At 63.4% G+C, this 20,234-nt stretch carries 16 protein-coding genes; 9 read left to right on the top strand and 7 right to left on the bottom strand.

The window, feature by feature from the left end; genetic code table 11:
• Positions 1 to 119: 119 nt before the first annotated feature.
• The 5 genes from H1R19_RS12290 to H1R19_RS12270 all read right to left on the bottom strand — a co-directional run bounded on the left by H1R19_RS12290 (position 120) and on the right by H1R19_RS12270 (position 7,462).
• Positions 120 to 842 carry an ABC transporter ATP-binding protein gene (locus H1R19_RS12290; protein WP_188330239.1) on the bottom strand — a complete coding sequence of 241 codons (723 nt, stop codon included), beginning with the start codon at positions 840 to 842 and terminating at the stop codon, positions 120 to 122.
• A complete protein-coding gene (locus tag H1R19_RS12285) occupies positions 839 to 3,637 on the bottom strand; it encodes a branched-chain amino acid ABC transporter permease/ATP-binding protein (RefSeq protein WP_219849158.1) in 2,799 nt (932 codons plus the stop codon). Before H1R19_RS12285 ends, H1R19_RS12290 begins: the two co-directional genes overlap by 4 nt.
• Before the next feature lie 66 nt (positions 3,638 to 3,703).
• Positions 3,704 to 4,939 (bottom strand): ABC transporter substrate-binding protein, encoded by a 1,236-nt coding sequence (locus H1R19_RS12280; RefSeq protein ID WP_219849157.1) that lies wholly within the window; start codon positions 4,937 to 4,939, stop codon positions 3,704 to 3,706.
• A 277-nt stretch (positions 4,940 to 5,216) separates the two neighbouring features.
• On the bottom strand, positions 5,217 to 6,320 hold the full coding sequence (locus H1R19_RS12275; RefSeq protein WP_219849156.1) for an Rv3169 family protein: 1,104 nt from the start codon (positions 6,318 to 6,320) through the stop codon (positions 5,217 to 5,219).
• Entirely contained in the window at positions 6,317 to 7,462 is a 1,146-nt protein-coding gene (locus tag H1R19_RS12270) for a phosphotransferase family protein (RefSeq protein WP_219849155.1), read from the bottom strand. Before H1R19_RS12270 ends, H1R19_RS12275 begins: the two co-directional genes overlap by 4 nt.
• A gap of 159 nt (positions 7,463 to 7,621) precedes the next feature.
• On the opposite strand from H1R19_RS12270, the gene H1R19_RS12265 reads away from it, so the two are divergent.
• Together H1R19_RS12265 and H1R19_RS12260 are read left to right on the top strand one after the other, a co-directional pair.
• Positions 7,622 to 8,227: a TetR/AcrR family transcriptional regulator gene (locus tag H1R19_RS12265; protein WP_219849154.1), complete on the top strand. Its 606-nt coding sequence runs from the start codon at positions 7,622 to 7,624 to the stop codon at positions 8,225 to 8,227.
• Positions 8,228 to 8,416: 189 nt separating this feature from the next.
• Positions 8,417 to 9,205 carry a M23 family metallopeptidase gene (locus tag H1R19_RS12260; RefSeq protein ID WP_188330233.1) on the top strand — a complete coding sequence of 263 codons (789 nt, stop codon included), beginning with the start codon at positions 8,417 to 8,419 and terminating at the stop codon, positions 9,203 to 9,205.
• A gap of 184 nt (positions 9,206 to 9,389) precedes the next feature.
• Here the strand turns inward: H1R19_RS12260 and H1R19_RS12255 are convergent, their stop codons facing one another.
• Positions 9,390 to 9,890 carry a nuclear transport factor 2 family protein gene (locus H1R19_RS12255; protein ID WP_219849153.1) on the bottom strand — a complete coding sequence of 167 codons (501 nt, stop codon included), beginning with the start codon at positions 9,888 to 9,890 and terminating at the stop codon, positions 9,390 to 9,392.
• 570 nt (positions 9,891 to 10,460) lie between these two features.
• Between H1R19_RS12255 and H1R19_RS12250 the strand changes: the two genes are divergently transcribed.
• Positions 10,461 to 11,141 carry a DUF3558 family protein gene (locus H1R19_RS12250; RefSeq protein WP_308258760.1) on the top strand — a complete coding sequence of 227 codons (681 nt, stop codon included), beginning with the start codon at positions 10,461 to 10,463 and terminating at the stop codon, positions 11,139 to 11,141.
• A 1,014-nt stretch (positions 11,142 to 12,155) separates the two neighbouring features.
• Here H1R19_RS12250 and H1R19_RS12245 read toward each other — a convergent pair.
• Positions 12,156 to 13,898, bottom strand: a complete 1,743-nt coding sequence (locus H1R19_RS12245) for a TerD family protein (RefSeq protein ID WP_244970685.1) — start codon at positions 13,896 to 13,898, stop codon at positions 12,156 to 12,158.
• Positions 13,899 to 14,217: 319 nt separating this feature from the next.
• Between H1R19_RS12245 and H1R19_RS12240 the strand changes: the two genes are divergently transcribed.
• From H1R19_RS12240 to H1R19_RS12215, 6 genes are all read left to right on the top strand, one after another.
• The gene (locus tag H1R19_RS12240) at positions 14,218 to 15,510 is read left to right on the top strand and encodes a hypothetical protein (protein ID WP_188330229.1); all 1,293 of its coding nucleotides are present in this window, start codon (positions 14,218 to 14,220) and stop codon (positions 15,508 to 15,510) included.
• A 24-nt stretch (positions 15,511 to 15,534) separates the two neighbouring features.
• Positions 15,535 to 16,158: a uracil-DNA glycosylase gene (locus tag H1R19_RS12235; protein WP_219849152.1), complete on the top strand. Its 624-nt coding sequence runs from the start codon at positions 15,535 to 15,537 to the stop codon at positions 16,156 to 16,158.
• A 167-nt stretch (positions 16,159 to 16,325) separates the two neighbouring features.
• The gene (locus tag H1R19_RS12230; protein ID WP_219849151.1) at positions 16,326 to 16,646 is read left to right on the top strand and encodes a WXG100 family type VII secretion target; all 321 of its coding nucleotides are present in this window, start codon (positions 16,326 to 16,328) and stop codon (positions 16,644 to 16,646) included.
• The gene (locus H1R19_RS12225; protein WP_219849150.1) at positions 16,643 to 16,939 is read left to right on the top strand and encodes a WXG100 family type VII secretion target; all 297 of its coding nucleotides are present in this window, start codon (positions 16,643 to 16,645) and stop codon (positions 16,937 to 16,939) included. The genes H1R19_RS12230 and H1R19_RS12225 overlap by 4 nt, the downstream gene beginning before the upstream one ends.
• Positions 16,936 to 18,501: a glycohydrolase toxin TNT-related protein gene (locus tag H1R19_RS12220; RefSeq protein WP_244970684.1), complete on the top strand. Its 1,566-nt coding sequence runs from the start codon at positions 16,936 to 16,938 to the stop codon at positions 18,499 to 18,501. Before H1R19_RS12225 ends, H1R19_RS12220 begins: the two co-directional genes overlap by 4 nt.
• A gap of 1,056 nt (positions 18,502 to 19,557) precedes the next feature.
• Positions 19,558 to 20,148 (top strand): hypothetical protein, encoded by a 591-nt coding sequence (locus H1R19_RS12215; RefSeq protein ID WP_244970683.1) that lies wholly within the window; start codon positions 19,558 to 19,560, stop codon positions 20,146 to 20,148.
• The last annotated feature ends 86 nt before the right edge of the window (positions 20,149 to 20,234 follow it).

The raw sequence follows: 20,234 nt of genomic DNA, 5'->3' as shown, positions 1-20,234 counted from the left end.
CCGCGCCTCTGGTAGACCTCACCTCGACCGGCAGACGTCGATCGACGTCTGCCGGTCGAGGTGAGGTCCATCGGTCGGCGGGCAGCGGAGTCGATGCAGGGCATTCCTCGCGCCGCCGTCTACGCGCGTGCCGTCCCGAGGTAGGCCTCCTCGATGCGCCCTATGTCCGCGCCCAGTGCCGCAGCCGAATCCTCCAGGGCCAGCTCGCCGTGAACGAGGACGAGTGCGCGGTCGGCGACCTCGAGCGCCAGGCGCACATGTTGTTCGACGAGCACGACGGCAGTGCGATCGGTGTCGGCCACGTCGCGCAGGACGGGCAGGATCGATTCGACGACGATGGGGGCCAGACCCATGCTCAGCTCGTCGATGAGCAGAACCTTCGGCTGTTGGAGCAGGGCGCGGGCGATGGCGAGCATCTGCTGCTCGCCCCCGGACAACTCGCCCGCCGCGACACCCAGGCGCGCCGTGAGTGCCGGAAAGAGGGTGAGGACACGATCGAGCGCCTCGTCTCGGGGCTTGCCGCGCAGGCGCGACGCCAGCCGGAGGTTGTTGGTCGTGCTCAGTCGCCGGAACAGGGCCCGATCGTCGGGCACGAGTACGAGCCCGGCACGCACCGCCGCGCGCGCATCGCCCGCCCGGATCGGGTGGCCGTCGACGATCACGTCCCCGGAGAGCCGGGGCAACAAGCCGGCCAGGGTGGTCAGCAGTGTCGTCTTGCCCGCACCGTTGGGGCCCAGCAGGGCAACCACCTCACCCGCGGCGATGGTGAGATCGAGACCGTGGACACACGGCTTGCCGCGGGCGTATCCGGCGTCGAGGTTCCGGCACTCGAGGACGCTCACGTCGTCATCTCCCTGATCGGTGAATCCGGTTCGGCGCCACCGCTGTCGGCCGTTGTTCCCTGGCCGGTTCGGCCGGGGTCGGCAGCAGCCGACGACGGGGTGCCGAGATATGCGCTGACGACGGCCGCCGAGCGCCTGATCTCGTCGGGTGTGCCGTCGGCGATCACGGCGCCGAGGTCGAGCACGATGACCCGGTCGCACAGGCTGAGCACGAGGTCCATGTCGTGGTCGACGAGCAGCATCGACACCCCGTGGGCGCGGGCGGCGCGGAGCCTCTCCCCCAGCCACCGGCTCTCGGTGCTGTCGAGTCCGGCCGCGGGTTCGTCGAGCAGCGCGACGTCGGGCTGTCCGGCGAGTACCCGGGCCACCGCGACGAGCTGGCGTTGTCCCTGCGAGAGATCGGCTGCGGCAACCTCACTCAGGTGTCCGATCTCGAGCATGCGCAGGACGTCCCGGACGTTGCCTGCGGTGTCACCCGGTGCTCGACGTGCGGCGATCGCCAGATTCTCGGCCACCGAGAGTTCGCCGTAGAGCTCGATGTCCTGGAAGGTACGTCCCAACCCGGCCCGGCTGCGGCGGTGCGGCGGCAGGCCGTCGAGGGTGGTGCCGCCGAGGACAACCGATCCGTCGCAGGTGGCGAATCCGCTGATGGCGTCGATGAGCGTGGTCTTGCCCGCACCGTTGGGCCCGATGAGCCCGACGATCTGTCCTGCACCCACGTCGAAGCTGACATCGTCGACGGCAGTCACCGGGCCGTAGCGCACGGTGACATCGCGCACCGACAGCAGTGCGCCGTCACGCGGTGTGGAGGTGGATTCGCGCGGTGCGGGTGGTTCGGCGGTGTCCGCCGGCGCTGGCGTGGGCGTCCGGAACCACGCGGGCATCGGGATCTTGTGGAGATAGCCGGCGATCCCGTCGGGGCTCGTGACCACGGTGAGCACCAGCAGGATTCCGCTGACCAGCATGTAGTAGTCACCGAAGGAGACGTACTTGTCGGCGGCGAAGTACATGATGCCGCCGGGCGCGATGACGCCGGCCAGGAGCGCGCCCGAGATGGACGTGACGCCGGCGACGTAGATGACGGCGAAGAGACCGATCCCGGCGAACACGGCGTAGGTGCCCGCGGTGGCCAGCGTCTGCTGATAGGCGAGCAGCGCGCCGCCGAGACCGGCCAGGAACGACGCGATGGCGAAGGCGATCAGTTTGGTTGCGCCGACATTGATTCCGGCTGCGGCCGCTGACCGTTCGTTGGCGCGGACCGCGAGCATCGACGCACCGAGACTGCTGCGTCGAAGTACCGCAACCGCGTAGGCGACCACGGTCAGTACGACGAGACACAGAATGCCGAAGGCCAGACGCGGATAACCTTCTCCCGCACCGATGCCCAGATCGATGCCGAACATCGACGGTGACTCCACCGGCGCGCCCTGGAGGCCGCCGTTGAGCGAGGGGTTGCGGAACCAGAACGCCTCGCAGAAGACGGCCAGTGCCAGCGTCGCCACCATCAGGGGAAGGCCGCGTACCCGCAGCGCCGGCAGGCCGACGATGACGCCGATGACCATCGCCGCACACGCGGCGAGCAGGGGTGCGATCGGGAACGGCACGTTCAGGTCCTCGGTCAGCCTGCTGAGCGCATATGCCCCGACACCGGCGAGTGTGAGCTGCGCGAGCGAAACCTGCCCGGCGTAGCCGGTGACGACGACCTGGGACAGCGCGACGATCGCGTAGATCATCGTGGCGATCACCGCCAGTTGCATGCTGCCCGAGGTGGTCAGGAGTGCGAGGACGGCGACGACGACGCCGACGATTCCGGGGACCAGTAGTCGGGTGGGTCGTGGTGAACGTCCGAGGTCGTTGCGGATCACCGCGCCGCGGCCGGGAAGCGGACGACCCCGGATGAGGAGGAAACCCACGATGAGGATGAGCGGAACAGCCTCGGCGACACCGGCGTCGGGCATCCAGTCCCAGGTGGTCTGAAGTTTGGTGGCTTCGGACTGCAGCATGCCGATCACGAGTCCGGCGCCGACGGTGACGGAGATGGCGGTGAAGTTGCCGACCAGCGCGGCGGCCAACGCCGGGACGATGAACATCGTGTAGGCGACCGGGTTGAGCGGCACGATGGGAGCGATTAGCACGCCACCGAGTCCGGCGGTGGCCGAGGACACCGCCCAGTTGGTGACGGCGATGCGGTCCGGGGAGAGGCCGGTGACGAGTGCGCCCTTCTCTGATTCGGCCGCGGCTTCGGTCGCGATACCGAATCGGGTGTAGCGCAACACGAGTCCGGCGCAGATGGCGAGTCCGACGATCACGGCGGCGAGCAGGAGGCGATCGGTCGGGACGGCACTCGAACCGATCCTGAACGTGTCGACCTTGAAGATGGGGCCGACGCTCGGGGTGTCCTGCCCGACCCGCAGTCCGATGAGGGCCTGGATGACGAGCATGAGGCCGATGGCGGCCACCGCTTTGGCCAGGGCCGGCGCGGCGCGCATCGGACGGAACACGAGCAGGTAGAGGATGACACCGAGGATTGCCGCTACGACGACGGAGATGATCAGTGCGGCAACGACTCCGACGTCGCCGCCGAGCGAGATCGTCGTCGGGAAGCCGGGTATCGGGTTGAGGAGTTCCCCGTCACGCAGGAATGCGTAGGTGTAGGCGGCATACAGTGCGACCGCGCCGGTGGCGAAGTTGACGACACCGGAGCTCTTGAAGGTCATCACCAGGGCGAGGCCGAGGGCGGCGAACACGGCTCCGTTGCCGAGGCCGAGAACCAGGAAAGCGAGATGGTCGGTCATGGAACTCCCACTCATGGAAGTGCGGGATCGGGGGCCGCGCGGACGCGGCCCCCGATCGGTCCGGAACTACTTGTTGGTGACGACGGTGTTCTCGAGCTTGGCATCCGAGGTCACATCGCTGACCAGGATCGCCTTGCTGCACAGCGAGGTCAGCGGCGGGAACGCCTGACCGTTGCAGGTGAAGGTGATACCCGGTGCGGCAGGCAGCGGGACGTCCTTGGCCTGCGACAGTGCCGTGGTGAACGTCTGGGCGTCGACGGGACCTTCGAGACCGTTCAGCTCACCGAGCGCGGCGATGACCTGGTAGCCGATGTAGGCCAGTCCGGCCGGATCGGTGTCGGGTGCGTACTGAGCCATCACGCTGCGGTACTGGGTGACGCTCGGGTCGTCGGAGCTGAGGTTGACCGTGGTGAAAGCCTTGGCGCCGGAGACGCCTTCGTTGCCGACGGCATCGAGGACGGGCTTGTCGAGGCAGCTGGCGATCAGGTACTTCGTGGCGTCGGGTGCCACGGTCTGCAGGGTCTTGAGGACCGAGATGCACTGACGGGTGTCGCCGAGGATGCTGACGGCATCCGGGTTGTCGGCCAGGCCCGCGGTGATCTGCGGGGTCAGGTCGGCGGCGCCCACCGGGATGGTGACGACGTTGAGTGCCACGCCCGCACGCTGGAACATCGGTTCGCCGAGGGCCTTCACCGATGCGGCTGCGTCGCCGGAGTCGCCGATGATGAGCGAGACCTTCTTGAGTCCGTCCTTGGCGGCGGTCGCGGCCTGCCCGGCGAGAACGGCGACGATGCCGCCGGACAGCATGAACGATCCGGGAGTGGCCATCTCGGCCTGTGACACCGGCGCCTGCGCGACGAACGGGATCTTGGCGCCGGCGATGATCGGCAGCATGACCGCCCCTTGTGCGCCCAGCGGCGACACCACGGCCGAAACCTTTTGCTCCACCATCTGATTGGCGCACTTGGTGGCCGAGGCGGGTTCTTCCTGCTGCTTGCAGACGACAAGGTCGATCTTGTGACCGCCGATGCCGCCACCGTTGTTGTTGAGGTATTCGACGGCGGCCTCGCTGCCCTCGCGCACCATCGGCGTCGTCACCGCGCCGCCCTCGGGGACGATCAGACCCAGCTTGATCGGGTCACCGGTCGCCGCATTGCTGGGGAGCGCGCTGGTGGCACCGGCGTCGGAGCTCTCCGAACTGTCATCGGCACAGGCGGTCAGCGCCCCGAGTGCAAGCACTCCGGAACAGCCGATCACCGTTGCGGTCCGAAGCACACGCTTGAGTGCACTTGGTGAATTCATGTGATCCCCTTCGATCATGAAACGGCACAAACGTCTCCCCCAGACAGGGGGCGTTGGACGAAATGCCGGGTTTTGATGACTCGCTGGCGACTGTATCCGTGCGACGGCCGCCGCTGGTCGGAATTCGAAATAAACTGTCCCGCAGTTGCTTTTGGTGTTGCGGCCAGACAAGAGATTGGCGCAGAGCGGGTGTGCTGCGCGCAGCGGTCAACCTCACACCCCGCCAACCCCCTACCTCCTCACAGAGATACCTGTCCCCTACCCCACAGCGCGGTACTCACGGCGCCATGTCGACCCACCCCACGAATCCCGACGGGTCGTAACGCCCGAGTGCGGCGTGCTCGAACAGTCCCCACCCCTCCTGCCCGTTGCACGTCGCCCGCGCGACGTGATCGAGGGTGCCGTACGGCAGCATCGTCAGGTAGTCCTGCGACTGCAGGTCGTACTCCTCCGACGACGACCAGTTGCGCCCCTTCCACATTCCGTGACCCCAATCCGGGTCTCCCACATAGCCACATCCACGGTTGAGGTTGATGTGCGTCTTGGGTTCGACGTCGATGACGAGTGGCTCGCCCTTCGGCGTCGTGAGGTGAACGCGGCAATGGACGGGCATGCGCGTCCCGGACTTGTAGTCGATCTCGAAACGCGGCCAGCCCAGCTGCTCGACGCGCCCGTCCGGGAAGACGCGCGACGCGGTGTTCAGCGTGCGATAACCGTCCGGATCCTCCTGCGCGATGATGATGACCATGAAGTCGTCGAAGCGGAGGGGGACGTAGGTCCACCAATGTCCCTCGCGGGGTTCGTCGGCCGTGCGGCCGGCCGGATCGGCGTCGCCGCTGGGCCGGATGCCCCACGACCGGTCTCGTGAGCCGAGCCAGATCGACGGGTCGACGGTCATGTCCTCACCGAACACCGACAGGGTGCCCGCCCAGGTCCCCACCTGGGCGAACCGGGTGGCCTCGAGGATGGGTCGTGGCCCGCCCATGTTGATGTGGAGTTCTTCGAGCACCGCGTCGAAGCTGCCGTCCCACGTGATGTCGAACGACATGTCATCGTGCTCGCAGATCACCCGGACCTTGGAGAGCGGTTCGATGACCTCGATGCGGTACCCGCCGACGACGCTGTCGGTGCTGCGCTCGTCCAGGGCGTCGGAGAATCGTACGGCCAGTTGGCGATCGTTCTTGCGCACGGTGGCGAAGGCGTCGACCACGCCGAGATTGGGGTATACCCCGAAGCCGGTGACCAGGAAGGTGCCGCCGTCGCGGTTCTGTGCGTTGAAGTAGTTGCGGTCGTAGAAGTTCCGGTCGGTGGTCATCGTCCGCCCCATCGAGAGGGGACCCTGATGGACCGGATACTCGTCGAGTCTGTGGGGTTTTCTCATGCGGTCTCCCATTCGTAGGTGCCGTCGACGAGTCGCTTGAGCATCGCTGAGTGCATGACGTAGTCATCTGGGTCGTCGTGCGCCTCGACTTCGCCGAAATGGATGCGGCGACGTTCGATCTGCGACATCACGATTCCGTGTCGCAGGGCGGCGTAGGTGAGGTAGAAGTCGAGGTCGCGGACCTTGACACCGGTGATGCGCTCATAGGTCTCGACGACGTCGGAGCGGCGGAACAGGTGTGGCAGCCCGGGCATGTCGAAGAACTCCGCGATGTCCTGGAACTGCTTGTGGAAGAAGATGAACCAGCCGAGATCGAGTTCGCGTGGTGCGGCGACGGCTGATTCCCAGTCGAGGATGGCAGTCGGCGTCGTGTCGCGGAACATGATGTTGCCGAGGCGGGCATCGCCCCAGCACAGGACATCTGCGGAGGGCTCCGCCGGCCAGTGGTCCTCGAGCCAGGTGAAGGTGTTCTCCAGCACGGGGATTCGCATGCCATCGTGTCGCCGGGTCCATTCGTAGTAGGACCGTTCGTTCTCGAAGTGGCGTCGCAGGCTGTGCTCGCCGGCACCGGCGAGGGCGCTGACGGTGCGCACCGGATCCGTCACCGCGTGAACCTGCGCGAGAACGCCGACGGCGGCGTCTTGGACCTCCCGCTGACGCTCGGCGTCCAGGTCGTAAAACCATCCGCCGAAAACATACGGCGGATTGTCGACCGGGACCACGCCGTCGACGCGGTCCATGACCAGGAATGGTGTGCCCAGGACGTCGGGAGAGTTCTCCACCCAGCGGACGCGGGGCGTGGGCAGATCGGTCTGGGCACCCACCAGGTCCATGACCGCGCGCTGGAGGTCGAGGTCGTAGCCGGGGAACACCGGGAACGCCGATGCCTCGGGAGCCAGCCGTGCGACCAGTCCCGCTGTCTTGTCCTCCCCGCCTTCGGACCAGACGACGTCGAAGAGTACCGAGATACTCGACATGCCCGAGTGCTCTGGCTTGCGGACATTGCTGACGACCGGACGCTGCGAGGTGTGCAGTCGCTGGGCGAGCCAATCGGCGAGCTTGGCGCCCACCTCGTCGAGGTCGGTCTCGGTGGTTCGGATGGAGGCTTCGACGCCCACGGGCATCTCCACATCGGCACTCATGTCACTCCTGACTGCGAGTCACCACTCGGGCTACGCACCGGTGATGTGAGTCACACTGGACTCGCAGTCAAAAGTTAGATGAGCATCCAAACTTTGGAGGCCGAATGCAAGAATCGGTGCCTGAGGGATCTCTCGCCCCGACGGAAGGCATCACATCCCATGACCGAAGCTGCCCCCGTCGGCCGGCGGGAACGCAACAAGCAGCAGACCCGAGACCGGTTGCTGACCGCTGCGCGGGAACTGCTGGCCATCGATCCCGCCGCCGCGACCGTAGAGTCGATCGCCGAGCGCGCCGAGGTGTCACGGGCGACCTTCTTCAACTACTTCCCCAGCAAGGACGATCTGCTCACTGCGCTGTACGCGGATCTGATGGGGTCGTTCTCGCATGTCGTCGACGCGTTGCTCGCCAAGCCGTTGAGCACCTATGAGCGGGTGCTCGGCATGTTCGTCGATTTCGGACAGTCGTCGGCGGCCGACCCGGAGTACATGCGCGTGGTGACCGGTGAGATCGAGCGGATCTCGTCGATGTCCGGGACGTTGGGCGAACGCAGTCACCTCTTCACCTCGCAGGTGCTGCGGCTGATCGAGCGCGGCCTGCAGCAGAACGATGTGCGGACCGATCATCCGCCGGCCTTCCTGGCGCAGATGGTCGCGGCGATCTACGTGTCGAGCATGCGGTACTGGCAGATCGACCCCGACTTCGAGGTCGGTGAGAGTTTCGAGCGCGCCGGTCGATACGCGGCGGAGTCATTGCTTCCGCGGTAGCCGGGTACCTAGTCTCCTTCGCGGGATCATTGCTTCCGGCGCAGCTCGAGAAATCGCCGGTGACCTCGGTCGACGTTCACTTCCAACGTGAGGTCGGTCATCCCGAGGGCTCCTTCTCAGGGTCTGTTCAGGTCTCGGGCGGTAACCTCGTCGTGTCCTTGCTGATACCGAACCGTTACCCAATCTGAGATGGACAAAGCTGTGCCTCGACACCGACTGAACACCCACAACTCGACGCTGCACTCCTCCCGCGTAGTGCTCGACGCGACACCGCGTACCCGACGGCCCGGCCGTCATCGCGCGACGCCGTGCACCAACACCCGGACGGCCGTGCGAGCGGGTGCGCTCGTAGCCTTCGTCGGCGCCGTCGGCCTGACCGGCGGCAACGCGGCGCAAGCATCGGCGCAGCCTGCGCCCCAGCTGCCGATCCCCTCGAACGTTGCGCTGCCGGAGAACCTGAAGCTGCCCGCAGACCTGGTCCTGCCGCCGGAGATCGACGGCCTTGTTCGCGACGTGCTGCCGCCGGAGATCGACGGCCTCGTGCGCGACGTGCTGCCGCCGTCGGTGTTCACTCCCGGCAACCCGGGCATCCGGAAGGCGGTCAAACCCGTCAGCGGCACCGTGACCTCGGGCTACGGCCCACGCTGGGGCACCAATCACAACGGCGTCGACATCGCCAATGAGATCGGTACCCCCATCTACGCCGTGACCGACGGAGTGGTCCTCGAGTCCGGCCCGGCCTCCGGCTTCGGACAGTGGGTCCGAGTCCAGCAGGACGACGGCACCATCGGCGTCTTCGGGCATGTCGACCAGAGCTTCGTTCGTGCCGGCCAGAAGGTGCGCGCCGGGGAGCAGATCGCGACCGTCGGCAACCGCGGCCAGTCCACCGGACCCCACCTGCACTACGAGGTCTGGGATGCGAACGGCAACAAGATCAACCCGCAGGTGTGGCTGAACAAGCGCGGCGTCCACCCCTGACGATCGCCTGCCTGTCCTGAGCAACGATCCCACCGACTCGTCGGTGGGATCGTTTGTCTCTCATGGCGTTTTGTTTCCTAATCGCGGCGATGCGGCCCGGCCCTGATTTGGCGACCGACCCGATCGCGGTCGGGTCGGAGGGGTCTCGGGTCGCGTCTGTTTGCCCAATGGCGTGTGGGCTCGGTCAGGAGTCGAAGGTTCCGGTCCGGACGGTGGCGTCGTCGCCGAGCGGTCGACGTAGCGACCAGCGTTCGGTGAGTCGGCTCGCCGCGATCTTCCACTCCACGTCTTCGACTACATACTCGTCGTCGTACTCCCCTGCCATGAGAGTTTCGGTGCGGTCGATGAGGTTGACCTGGCGGAATTTGAGGGTCCACCGTCCGATTGCCGTGGTCGTCGACGTGAGGGTGATGTCGGGATGGAACCCGTGGTGCATGTCGAGAATGGCGTAGTTCCCGTCGACCCGATGCAGTGCCACCTGCTCGAAGATCTTCGCCATCGGTTCGGCATCGTCGAACGTGCCGAGGGGTCCGTAGTCGAGACGGGCGCCGGACGCGACGAAGCAACTTCGAAACTGGCTCGGGTTCTTCCCGTCACACGCACGCCAGTACCGATACTTCAGCTGTTTGATCGACTCGATGCGGGCGAGGTCGTCGAGGCGAGTGTCCGGGTCGGTTGTGGGCATTGGTTCACGGTAGGTGGTGCGTGCTGCGCGTCAGCCTGGTTCGTGGTTCTCCGGTCGTATGGCGAGCTGGACCCAGGACCGGGGACTCGCAACGATTTGCTGGTGACACGTCAGTGACACACAACCAGGGTGGCCACTCACAGGGCGCAGGAAGCGCTGGCGAATCTCACCAGTCGCGCTAGGCTGTTCGGCGGGAGAGGCGCCGGACCGAGCGTCGGGAGTCAGGGGGACCAGTGACAACACCATTCTCGGACGACTCGTTGCTACCGAAGGCTGCTCCCCCGATGCCGGTCAGCCCGCACGGCGAGGCGACGGTGCTCCGTTCGGAACATGCGCTGTGGCAGCGACGGGCGGGCGTTGCGGCGGAAGTCGCGGCGGAACTGGCACGCGCTACCAGGCTGCTTGAAGGTAGTGCGCGAAACAACAGGTTCGGTGATTGCATCGAAGGGCAACAGTTCACCAGTTCGCTTCGAGGGGCCCTGAGTTCTCTGTCCGAACAGTGGAGGACACTCGCGATCAACACCGACGTCCTTAGCGACCAGTGTCTCGTAGCGTCGTCTGAGATCGAACATGCTGATTCTCAAGGTGCCGCCGACATTGAAGCGTAATAACGCTATCCGCAGCACAGCTGCCATGGCGCTTGCTTCAGTAGTTGGCATCGCGGTGTCGGGGTGTTCCGTCTCTGGTACACCGGCGTCGGAGTCGTCGCGAGCGCACCATTCCTCTTCGACTCCTCTCATACGGCAAACCGACGACGCAGGCCGACAGCTGCCATTCAGAACTACTTTTCCGAATCGTTGGAGCATTAATAACGACGGAACCTCCTACGAGCCGTGTACCCAAGTATCTGAGTCAGTTGTTCGCCAGTTCGGCCTCGATGTCGAGTCCGTAAGTGACGTAGCAGGTTCTGACTTCCAAACAGCGCGAGGGTGCCAGTGGACTTTTGCCAACAACCGACTATCCTTTCTTTCCCAGTCAGTTGGAAACATGCTTAGCCCCGATGGTGGACTCTCTGCACACAAAGAGGAGTATTCGCCGGGGGTCACGTGGTTGCCAGACATCGAGATTGTGGGTCGGCATGTCTTGCTCGGGTCCATGGCAGCGTCCGACTGTGGAGCGTACGTTACCTCAGGCACTGCAGTCGTCGTCACTTCGATTGTCAGGATTGAGTCGAATCCGCCACGGACTGAAGACATCTGCGCGACTGCGGCAGATTTTCTGCGCGCGACGATGAAAGAGATTCCCAAATAGGTGAACGCGCTCCGCTCGGTTCCGCCAGTAGTCGCTCGTGCCAGTAGTCGCTCGTGGCGCGGTGGGGCACCGCCGTACCGGCGCACCTAAGCCGGCCGGTTGTGGTCTGTCCGCAACTCACCCACCTCGCCAGCGCTTTGGTCCGGTCGGCGAGAGAATCCACGTTCTCTGGGAGAAGGCTGCCAGAGTGCTGCGACCATTGAGGCGTAACCATCTACGCACCTTGGCCATCTCGATCGTTGCGAGCTCGGGCCTTGGCTCACTTGTCGGCGGTTGTGCGAACGAGGGATCACCAGTCGCAGTTGACGGCTTCGTAACGTCTTCGATTACGACCCCTCATCAGATAGGAATTAGGAAGACGGACGATGAGGGCAGGGCTCTTCCATTCACGACGAAGTTTCCCAATCGCTGGAGTATTAACAACGACGGAACATCATACGAACCCTGTACGCAGGTTCCTAACGATGTCCTCTTTAGTTTCCGCCTCCGTCTTGACTCGGTCAAGGACGCCGCTGCTTCGGACTTTCAGACCGCCCGAGGATGCGAGTGGATCTCGGCGGATGACAGGCGATCTTCCATATCGCAGGTTGTTGGGAACATCATCAACCCAGGTGATGGACTGTCCGGACATCAGGAGCTCAACCGTGCAGGAAGTCAGTGGTATCCAGATATCGAAATCGCTGGTCGGCGCGTACTCGTCGGAGCTTCACCAGCGCTGACTGTGCAGTCTACGTTCAGTCGGGAGACGCTGTCGTGGTGACGTCATCCTTACAATTGGGACCTGAGCGCCCGCCGACTGGTGAGTTGTGTAAGACGGCGGAGGATTTCCTTCGGGCAACTATCGCCAACATTCCATCGTGAGTACATCCCGATCGGCTCACTGATCCTCGTCGGTTAAATCTGTATGAGCCAGTCGAGAATAGGGCGTGTCATTGACGGAATCGAGACCGAAGTCCATTCTTTGCCACACCAATCCCAGTGCGCCTCTCGCGGAACGAATACCCTAAACTTCTGTCACTCTTCGACGTCCACCCCGTGCCGAACAGCAAACTCCGCGAGACCGTCGTCATAGCCCTGACCGAGAGCACGTAACCGCCAGTTGCCGTCTCTCCGGTAGAGCTCGACGATGATCATGGAACGTTCGGTGGTTGCGGCATCGAGCACGGCGGTGGCGAGGGTGAAATCCGCGGTGTCGACCGTCACAGACAACGCGCCGACATCGCCGAAGGTCTCACCGTCGATGGCGGCACCGATCGTGATCTTCTGAATCTCGTCATCGACTGCCGATAGGTTGACACTGATGCCCTGCTCGCGGTCGCCGTTGGAGAGCCGAACCGCACCATCGGGACTCGCGGGCTGGTTGTAGAACACGAATTCGTCGTCCGACGGAACCTTCTCGTCGAGACCTAGCTCGAACCCAACGACGTCGACTTCGTGAATACTGCCTGAGCCGCCGGCGCTCCACGCGACGTTGACAGTGAACGTGGTTACGTCGGACGGGACGTCCATGACCGCGCCAGGCGACAACATGGTCGCTGCGCCGGGCAACTCAGCGGCGTTTCGCCCGTGCCCCGCCTCAACCTCAGCTGGGTCGGGGGTGTCAGATTTGGACACCCCGTCGACGTGGCGAGCTTCTAGGATCGGCAGCCCACGCCGACCTGCTTTCGCGAGACGCGGATCCTTCTCTCCCCCATCGAGTAACAGCACGTGCGTCACCCCAGCAGTGAGATTGATGGCCGGTGCCGTTCCCAGTTGCACGAACCGAGAGCGCATAGTGGTGGATTCGGCGTGAGTTCCACCAAGGACAAGGATTCGGCGTCCACTCCAGGGCAGCGTTTGTGGACTTGTGGAGTGCCTGTTCGTCCCAGGCGCAGAGATGATCTCCACAACGGAAACCGCCTTCAGAGCTCCCGGCACCACACGGGAGGCGAGCGATAAGACGGTCGCCTCGTCTATTGCCGGAATACCCAGTTCCCGCGCCCGTTGCAGTTTGCGGCTGGTCGGCGCCCCACTGTTCGCGATTAGTAGTCCCGTTCTGCCGCTCAGCCCGTTCATGACGTCGAGCCCCGCGTCAGAGAGACGTCGCGCCAACTCGAGTCGCGGCGTCGAAGTCGGGCCGGTGATCACGACCTTCGTTCCCTGTACGAGTCCGCTCACCGCGTTGTAGCGCCCAGGATCAGTCCACGGACACGGAACTCTCGTGACTTTGTCCGGGTACGCACGCGCCGTCGAGCCGCAGGCCACCACTGGAAGTTGCAGCCCCAGAGCATCGGCGAGATCGACGCTGCGCCGGAACACTTCCAAGAGCGTTCGAACGTCGTCAGCGGCGTCATGGGCTGCGTACTTGGGCACATTCCAGTGACGGGCCAGGGTCCCGAGCTTGACGTTGGCGACGTTGAGCTGCAGCCGTCGTGCGAGTGTCACGGTGCACAGGCGGTGCGTGATGGGCAGATCGACGTCGGCCCGTCGCGCCTCTTCGACGAGGAACCCGTGGTCGAAACCTGCGTTGTGCGCCACGAGGGTTCGCCCTTGAAGCAGCTCATGGAGGCGGGGGACGGCTTTATCGAACGTGGGCGCGCCGTGCAGTCGCTCGGGGGTCAGCCGGTGGATGTGCACTGGTCCTGGGTCGCACCCAGGGTTGAACAAGGAGGAGTACTTCCCTTCGATACCACCGTTTGCATCCACGGCGATCGCAGACAAACTCAGGATGCGGTGCTGTCGCGAACTCAGCCCCGAAGTCTCCACGTCGACCAGCATCCAACCTCGATCTGACGGCAACACAGGATGTCCTCGCATTCTAGAACCCGCGAGACCGGTGCTGCGAACTACGCGGCCACGAAACTGGTCATACGGCAATTCGGCAACTCTAGGCGGCAACCCCATTGCAGCAACGCCGAGATGGTTCGGGCGTCCCACATTTGCGCGTGAAGTCGGCGCAGGACGCTTTTTCGGTTCTGCGCCACACTCGGTGCTAACGACTGACTGGTTCTCGTCCTGTCACCCGTTCGGATGAACTGTCAGGGATGTCATTGTCGTCAGCTACATTCGGTTGATTCGCAACGTAACTGGAGGCCGTATGTCCGACGAGCTCGTCGAGGTTCCCGTGTGGACGGTCGTCACCGACGCCGCCGACCTTCCTGCTGTCTTCGGGGACAAAGCGCTGACGGCCAACCGACTGGCCGGTCTGCGGAATGCGCTGGCTGAGCTGAGTGAAACCCCGCTCACGACGCTGGAGGCCCACCCGCTGACGGAGTCTGTCGACCGGTCGAAAGGCATTCATCTACACGGTGTCAGTCCTCTCGCGCAGCAGTTGTCGCAGCTTGTCGCCAAGACACCAAAGGTCGTTGCCGACGGCGGCGAGACGCTGTATCGAATGGTGGTGCCGGCGAAGGTCGCCGCGCAGGTGACGGGCGGCCTGGTCAAGCCGATGGCGTCGTCAAGCGTTACGGGCGGAATACACAGCGCACTAACGGGTGGTTCCAAGATCGCTGCCCAAGCGTCATTCGTTCCTGTAAGTGCCGGGAAGGTCGCGGCAACGGGTGCCGCTACAGGCTCGGCGACGACGGCCGGTGTAGCCGCCGCGGGCGCTGGGGCGCTCACCATCGCTGCGCCGCTGGTGTTGATGGCGGTGGCTGTCGGTGTGAGTGCCCACGCCGACCGGCAGCGACAGAAGACGCTCGAGCGCATCACCGAACTACTCGAGAAGCTCGTCGCCGAGAATCTCGAGACAGAGAAGCACAGCCTCGAAGCATGCCGGGGCGCGATAGCCAAGGCGACGTCCATCGTCCTCGACGAGGGTCGAATCGGCATCACGCTCGGATTGGACTCCGCTGTCTATGCAATCGAGACAGCCATGTCCAGAGCAACTTCCAGAATCGCGAAGTGGGAGAAGGAACTACAAGCTTTCGACCACGACAAGGTGGAGCTGAACCACCTCGCGAAGGCCATCCCGGGGATAGAGACGCCGGGCAGTGAGTTCTACGTCCACGTCGAGCTTGCGCAGTTGGCGATCGCGATGAAGAGACGAGTTCTCGTGCTCCAGGCCGTCGAGCACGCCCAGCTCTCCGAGGGCAACCCGTTCGAACGGTTCGCTGCGATCCTGCACGCCGAGCAGCGCGACGTTGAGGCCACAGCACGGCGACTTGACGCGGTCTTGCTGCGTCTCTCCGCGCTGGAGCTCGACCGTTCTCACGGCATTCGTGACGTGATGTTCTCCTCCGGTGACGTGGACAAGCTCTTGAACACTACGAGACGTCTGCGCGAGCTCGGTCGAACAGCTCAGCTTCCGGCCCGCCAACCGGACGTGACGATCGACATCGTCCAAGAGAAGGACGGTTCGGTGATCGTCTTCCCGGCAATAGCGTCCTAGGGTTGCGGTCAGTCGGGAGGAAGCATGAGCAACGGTCGAAATGCGGATTCGAACTTTCTCGCAGCCAAGCTCGCCCGGATTCGTGAACCGCACGTGGCGCCGCTGAACGCGCTGGCTGATCGGGTCGCCGATGCTGAAGGACTCCCCCACGGTGAGGTTCCCTACGTTGACCCAGACGCCGGAGGCGTCGCCGCCCGCATGCTGGTATTGCTGGACAACCCATCCACAAAAGCCGAGTCCAACACCGGTTCAGGACTTTTGAGCCTGGACAACAACGACCGAACGGCTCGCAATTGTCGAGAGGCGTACATGCGCCACGGCGTCGACTGGGCCGACGTTGTGCACTGGAACGTCGTACCATTCCCGGTTTCCGGAGAGAAGAACGGCGGCTCCACGCCTGCCGAGCGTGCTCGTGGTGTTCGTTGGACACGCGAAATGGTGAACCTCCTGCCCGATCTTGAGATCGTCCTACTTCTCGGAGCAGCCGCCCGCGATGGTTGGCGTCGCGCGGCGATTGCCCGCCCGGACATCTACGTGCCTGCCGGCAAGATTCCCCACTGTTCGATGCGCGGCTTGAACACCGACGGAGGACGAGAGCGTTTCGAATCCGCGATTGCGGATGTGTCGCAACGACTTAGAAGATCCTGAGCGGCAATCCAGACAAAAGTGTCCTCGTCGTCGCCAGACGGAACGATCGCACAACGACCCTACTGCCGGTACGCGTTCTGACGTACCGATGACTATCCCCTGTGGACAACCATCTCGATCTCCCCTCCAGGCTGGGTAACGTCCCGCCTCGTCGAAGGGGGACTCAAATGGAGCTGGAAGCCGATCTGGAACGACTACGGGCCGTAGCGCAGGACGTCGCGGAAACCCATGGCGACATCACCGACCACTGGTCCCGAATTACCAAACGAGCCGAGAGTCTCTTCGGCGGCACCTGGTCTGGGACCGCCGCAGACTCCTACTCCGAGCCGTGGGGTCACTGTTGTGAAGGCGTCGCAAGCGTCGTGGCCGGCTTGGAGACCATGGGAGGTCTACTCGCCTCGGCCGCACAGACATATGCCCACAGCGACACCTCGAGCGCGCGGCACATCGAGGATTCAGCACCGTACACCGCGCTGAGGCTCCCGTGATCTCCGAAGGTGCCTACCGCATCGAATTCGATGAGGTGGCGGGCTTCGTCGACGATCTCACTCGGTTCGCGAGGAACGTCGACGACCTCACGCGAGCCCTCGAGCTACGAATCACTGATCTGCACGTCGCATGGACCGGCGAGGGAGCAACCGCACACCGGAGTGCCCACGGCCAGTGGCGCGAGGGTGCCACCGAGATCCGCGACGCGATCATCGACATTCGACGAGCGGCTGACCACTCCCACAACGCCTTCCGGGACCTGCAGGAACACCAACGAACAATGTGGCCGTGACGCCGGGTGCCGTTGCGGTCCGTCCTGCGTCATTCACCCAGGCGGCCGACGCGTTTGTCGACGTTCATGCCGATATCAGCAGGACGCTGGACACACTGTTTGTCGCGTTGAGCTCGTCCGGTCAGATGGCAGGCAGCGACAGCTCTGGGAGGACCTTCGCGCAGAGCTACGACAAGACCGTGAACGGTCCGCAAAGCCTCCTGGCGGGTATTGCCCTCTTGGGCAACGCATGCGGCAAGATGGCCGAGCTACTCGACGCATCCGCTGTCAATCATGCGAACGTCAACGATTCGATCGGCCTGTGCACCCCGGCGAACCCGAGCGGCAATCTGAAGAAGCTCGACACGATACCCACGTTGTCGGTGGGCAGTTCGTTCGGTGGTCCGGGTGAACCCAGCAACTGGGAGAAGCTGAAGGAGTTCATCGAGGGAGAAGTCTTCCCTGACGGAGACCCAGACAAACTCACGAAGGCAGGTGACGCGTGGACCCGCGCCGCGACGTCACTTCGTCAACACCAGAGTCCGGTGCGTTCGGCAATCGAACCGATCGCCTCGGAACGGTCTGTAGAGGTCGAACCAGCGCAGGACCAGGCAGCGCTGATCGACCGGCACCTGGGTGGCGTCGCCGACTCTTGCGACGCTGTCGCCAAGTTGTGCAACGGGTTTGCCACCCAGGTACGTGAGACGCGCGAGCAGATCGGTGAGTTGGTCGAGGACCTGGCGTGTGAACTGCTGGTTGCAGCGGCCATCGGTATTGCACTGGTCCTTGTCACCTCCGGTCTCAGTAGCGTGCTGGCTACCGCGGCGGGCTTCGCCAAGGCAACACACACCGGCGCCCGGATTGCCGGTGTCATCCGAGTTCTCGCGACCGCGGCCGGGCAGGTAGCACGCCCAGTCGCATATGTCCTGGACCCCGTGGCTGCCGCTGCCGGTGATCTTGGGGCTCTGATGGGCGCCCGCGCGGCAATGTTCTCCATGCGGATGTCGACGGGGTCGGTGCGCGCAGCCGAACTCGCGGCCGCACTTGAGAAGATCCCGTCATGGGCGCATGACGAGCTAAAACGTGCCGCCGACCCGGACCTCCTCCGTAGGTCCCTCGAAGCCGGAGGCGTGCCCAAGAACATGATCGACGACGCGATCGCCAACAATCCCTACCGCAACCTGACACCACAGCAGATCCTCAATCGGTACTGGGACGACGGTCGGGGCAGTTGGGCGTACCCACCGAACCACGGGTTCGCAGGTGATTATCACGTATCCGACCACATCCCGGCAGGTACGCGCCTAGACCGAATAGGCGACGGCGGCGGTGGCTTCATGGGCCGCGAGGGGGATTCGTATGGCGCGAGGGCATTGCAGCCAGGGAAGGCTGGACCTTACGCCGAGTATGTTGGGACGGGACAACCACTACCGAAGGACTGGGAATTGCGCCACGGCGAAGTCGCGGAAGCGTTCGGTCAGCCAGGCGGCGGAAAGCAGTGGGTGGTTGTGGACAGATTGACGGAAAAGGAAGTTTCAGTGGATAGACTCGTCGACGCTGAAGTTGTTAAGCCGGTATCTTAGTTCAGAATATTAGAAGGGACTCTCATGGACCGGTGGCATGGACTTGCTAATCTATACTGTTCTTTGAAGTACTGGTCTGAGATACAGATATCACTGGCAGGACAGGGCAACTTCCGGGTGGCCGCACCACTTTATGGAATGCCATTCTTGAGTGGCAGTCGCTTGGTCATCCCTCGTGGTCCGGGCACCGCCGAAGACTCCGACGGATACACAGACTACTCGATCGTTGATGAGGAACATTACTTCAGTATTCAGACTTCCGGACGGACTAGAGGGGACACTTTCAGCGAAACAGCAGAGGGGTGGTTCGGGACATTCAACGACGCCGCGAAGTTCTTTCTAGGACGCCAGGTTGCGTCCACCACTCGCTTACGGGTTCGTAGCGGTGGCCTGGAAGTGGTCAACTGGCGGTGGTCAGGACGAGGGCTTGCGCCTCTGTGGTCCGAAGTTTCTGCACCTAATCCGAATGGGTTCATTGATTCGAAAAGATACTTCCGGAGCGACGACCCAGGAAGATTCTACGTCACGCTCAACCCAGACACCGCCACGTCGTTCCTACTCGAACTCAGTTGGCGCGAGCTCAACGCGACGTTCACCGAAGGCATTCCGGGTATCGAGCACGTACGCATGCCAGAGTTTTCCGACGACTAAAGACGACTCAGAAAAGAGGCAGGGAGTGCCCTCGCAGCGACTACTTCACTGCCAGACAGGCTGCGTCACCGACACGTCGGCGATTGCGAACCGAGGGTCTTGAGATTGTCAACCGTCGGTGGTTGGATCGCGGGCTGGCCCGGAAACTGGGCGGAGGCGCTGGAACCCGACCCATCAAGGTTAATGGGGTCCAAACGATACTCCGAGATACACAACCCGGATCGTTTCTACATCGCGATCAATCCCGACACCGCGACGTCGTTTCTTCTCACTTTGACTTGGCGTGAACAGATCCTGACGTTCCGGGACGGTATTCCAGGCGTCGAGACTATCGAGGTGCCGAGGTTTTCGGACGAGGGGGATTAAATGGACCGTTGGTATGGACTTGCGAACCTTTATTCATCGATGGAGTATTGGTCCGCCCTACAGGAGCACCTCGTACAGGACGGAACAATCAGAGGATCGGCACCCCTATACGAAGCGCCCTACTTCGATGGCGATCGTCTTCTTATACCGCGGGGACCTGGGAACCCTGAAGACTCGGATGGCTATACCGACTATTCAATATTTGATGAGGGCGAGTATTTCAGCATTCGAACAACCAGTAAGAGCATTGCGGGCCAGTTCGATGATTTGCAGAAGTCGTGGTTTGGCAGGTTCGACGATGCTGCAAAGTACTTCCTCGCGGGAGAAATGGCATTTCCCACTCGCCTTAGAATGAGAAACGCGAAATTGGAAGTCCCCTATAGTCGGTGGTTCGATTGTGATCTTGCCCCTTTGTGGTCCGATGTTGAACAACCTGACCCGAGGGGGTGGGTGAAGTCAAGAAAGTACTTTAGGAGCGACAATCCGTCCCGGTTCTATATAACGCTCAATCCCGATATCCCAACTTCGTACCTGCTCGATCTGACTTGGCGCCAGCTCAACTCGACCTTCACCGAGGGCATCCCCGGCATTGACCAGGTCCGGGTGCCGAGGTTCTCGGACGACTCGTAGTCGTTCTATTCACGCGCGAGCGATTTTCGTAACCAACGCCGCGAGCCACGGATCCGCGGCTCAGCACCTTCGACCGACGCGTTTCA

This window comes from Gordonia jinghuaiqii, from assembly GCF_014041935.1.
GTDB classification, from domain to species: domain Bacteria; phylum Actinomycetota; class Actinomycetes; order Mycobacteriales; family Mycobacteriaceae; genus Gordonia; species Gordonia jinghuaiqii.
Note: the sequence above shows the minus strand (reverse complement) of the source record. Positions and strands in the feature narration are given on the sequence as shown.

Bases quoted from the DNA above. Each gene is read 5' to 3' on its own strand.
- H1R19_RS12215 (WP_244970683.1), top strand. From the start codon at position 19,558: ATGGAGTATTGGTCCGCCCTACAGGAGCACCTCGTACAGGACGGAACA.
- H1R19_RS12280 (WP_219849157.1), bottom strand. From the start codon at position 4,939: ATGAATTCACCAAGTGCACTCAAGCGTGTGCTTCGGACCGCAACGGTG.
- H1R19_RS12245 (WP_244970685.1), bottom strand. From the start codon at position 13,898: ATGCTGGTCGACGTGGAGACTTCGGGGCTGAGTTCGCGACAGCACCGC.
- H1R19_RS12265 (WP_219849154.1), top strand. From the start codon at position 7,622: ATGACCGAAGCTGCCCCCGTCGGCCGGCGGGAACGCAACAAGCAGCAG.
- H1R19_RS12240 (WP_188330229.1), top strand. From the start codon at position 14,218: ATGTCCGACGAGCTCGTCGAGGTTCCCGTGTGGACGGTCGTCACCGAC.
- H1R19_RS12250 (WP_308258760.1), top strand. From the start codon at position 10,461: ATGCTGATTCTCAAGGTGCCGCCGACATTGAAGCGTAATAACGCTATC.
- H1R19_RS12270 (WP_219849155.1), bottom strand. From the start codon at position 7,462: ATGAGTGCCGATGTGGAGATGCCCGTGGGCGTCGAAGCCTCCATCCGA.
- H1R19_RS12275 (WP_219849156.1), bottom strand. From the start codon at position 6,320: ATGAGAAAACCCCACAGACTCGACGAGTATCCGGTCCATCAGGGTCCC.
- H1R19_RS12255 (WP_219849153.1), bottom strand. From the start codon at position 9,890: ATGCCCACAACCGACCCGGACACTCGCCTCGACGACCTCGCCCGCATC.
- H1R19_RS12235 (WP_219849152.1), top strand. From the start codon at position 15,535: ATGAGCAACGGTCGAAATGCGGATTCGAACTTTCTCGCAGCCAAGCTC.
- H1R19_RS12285 (WP_219849158.1), bottom strand. From the start codon at position 3,637: ATGACCGACCATCTCGCTTTCCTGGTTCTCGGCCTCGGCAACGGAGCC.
- H1R19_RS12260 (WP_188330233.1), top strand. From the start codon at position 8,417: ATGGACAAAGCTGTGCCTCGACACCGACTGAACACCCACAACTCGACG.
- H1R19_RS12230 (WP_219849151.1), top strand. From the start codon at position 16,326: ATGGAGCTGGAAGCCGATCTGGAACGACTACGGGCCGTAGCGCAGGAC.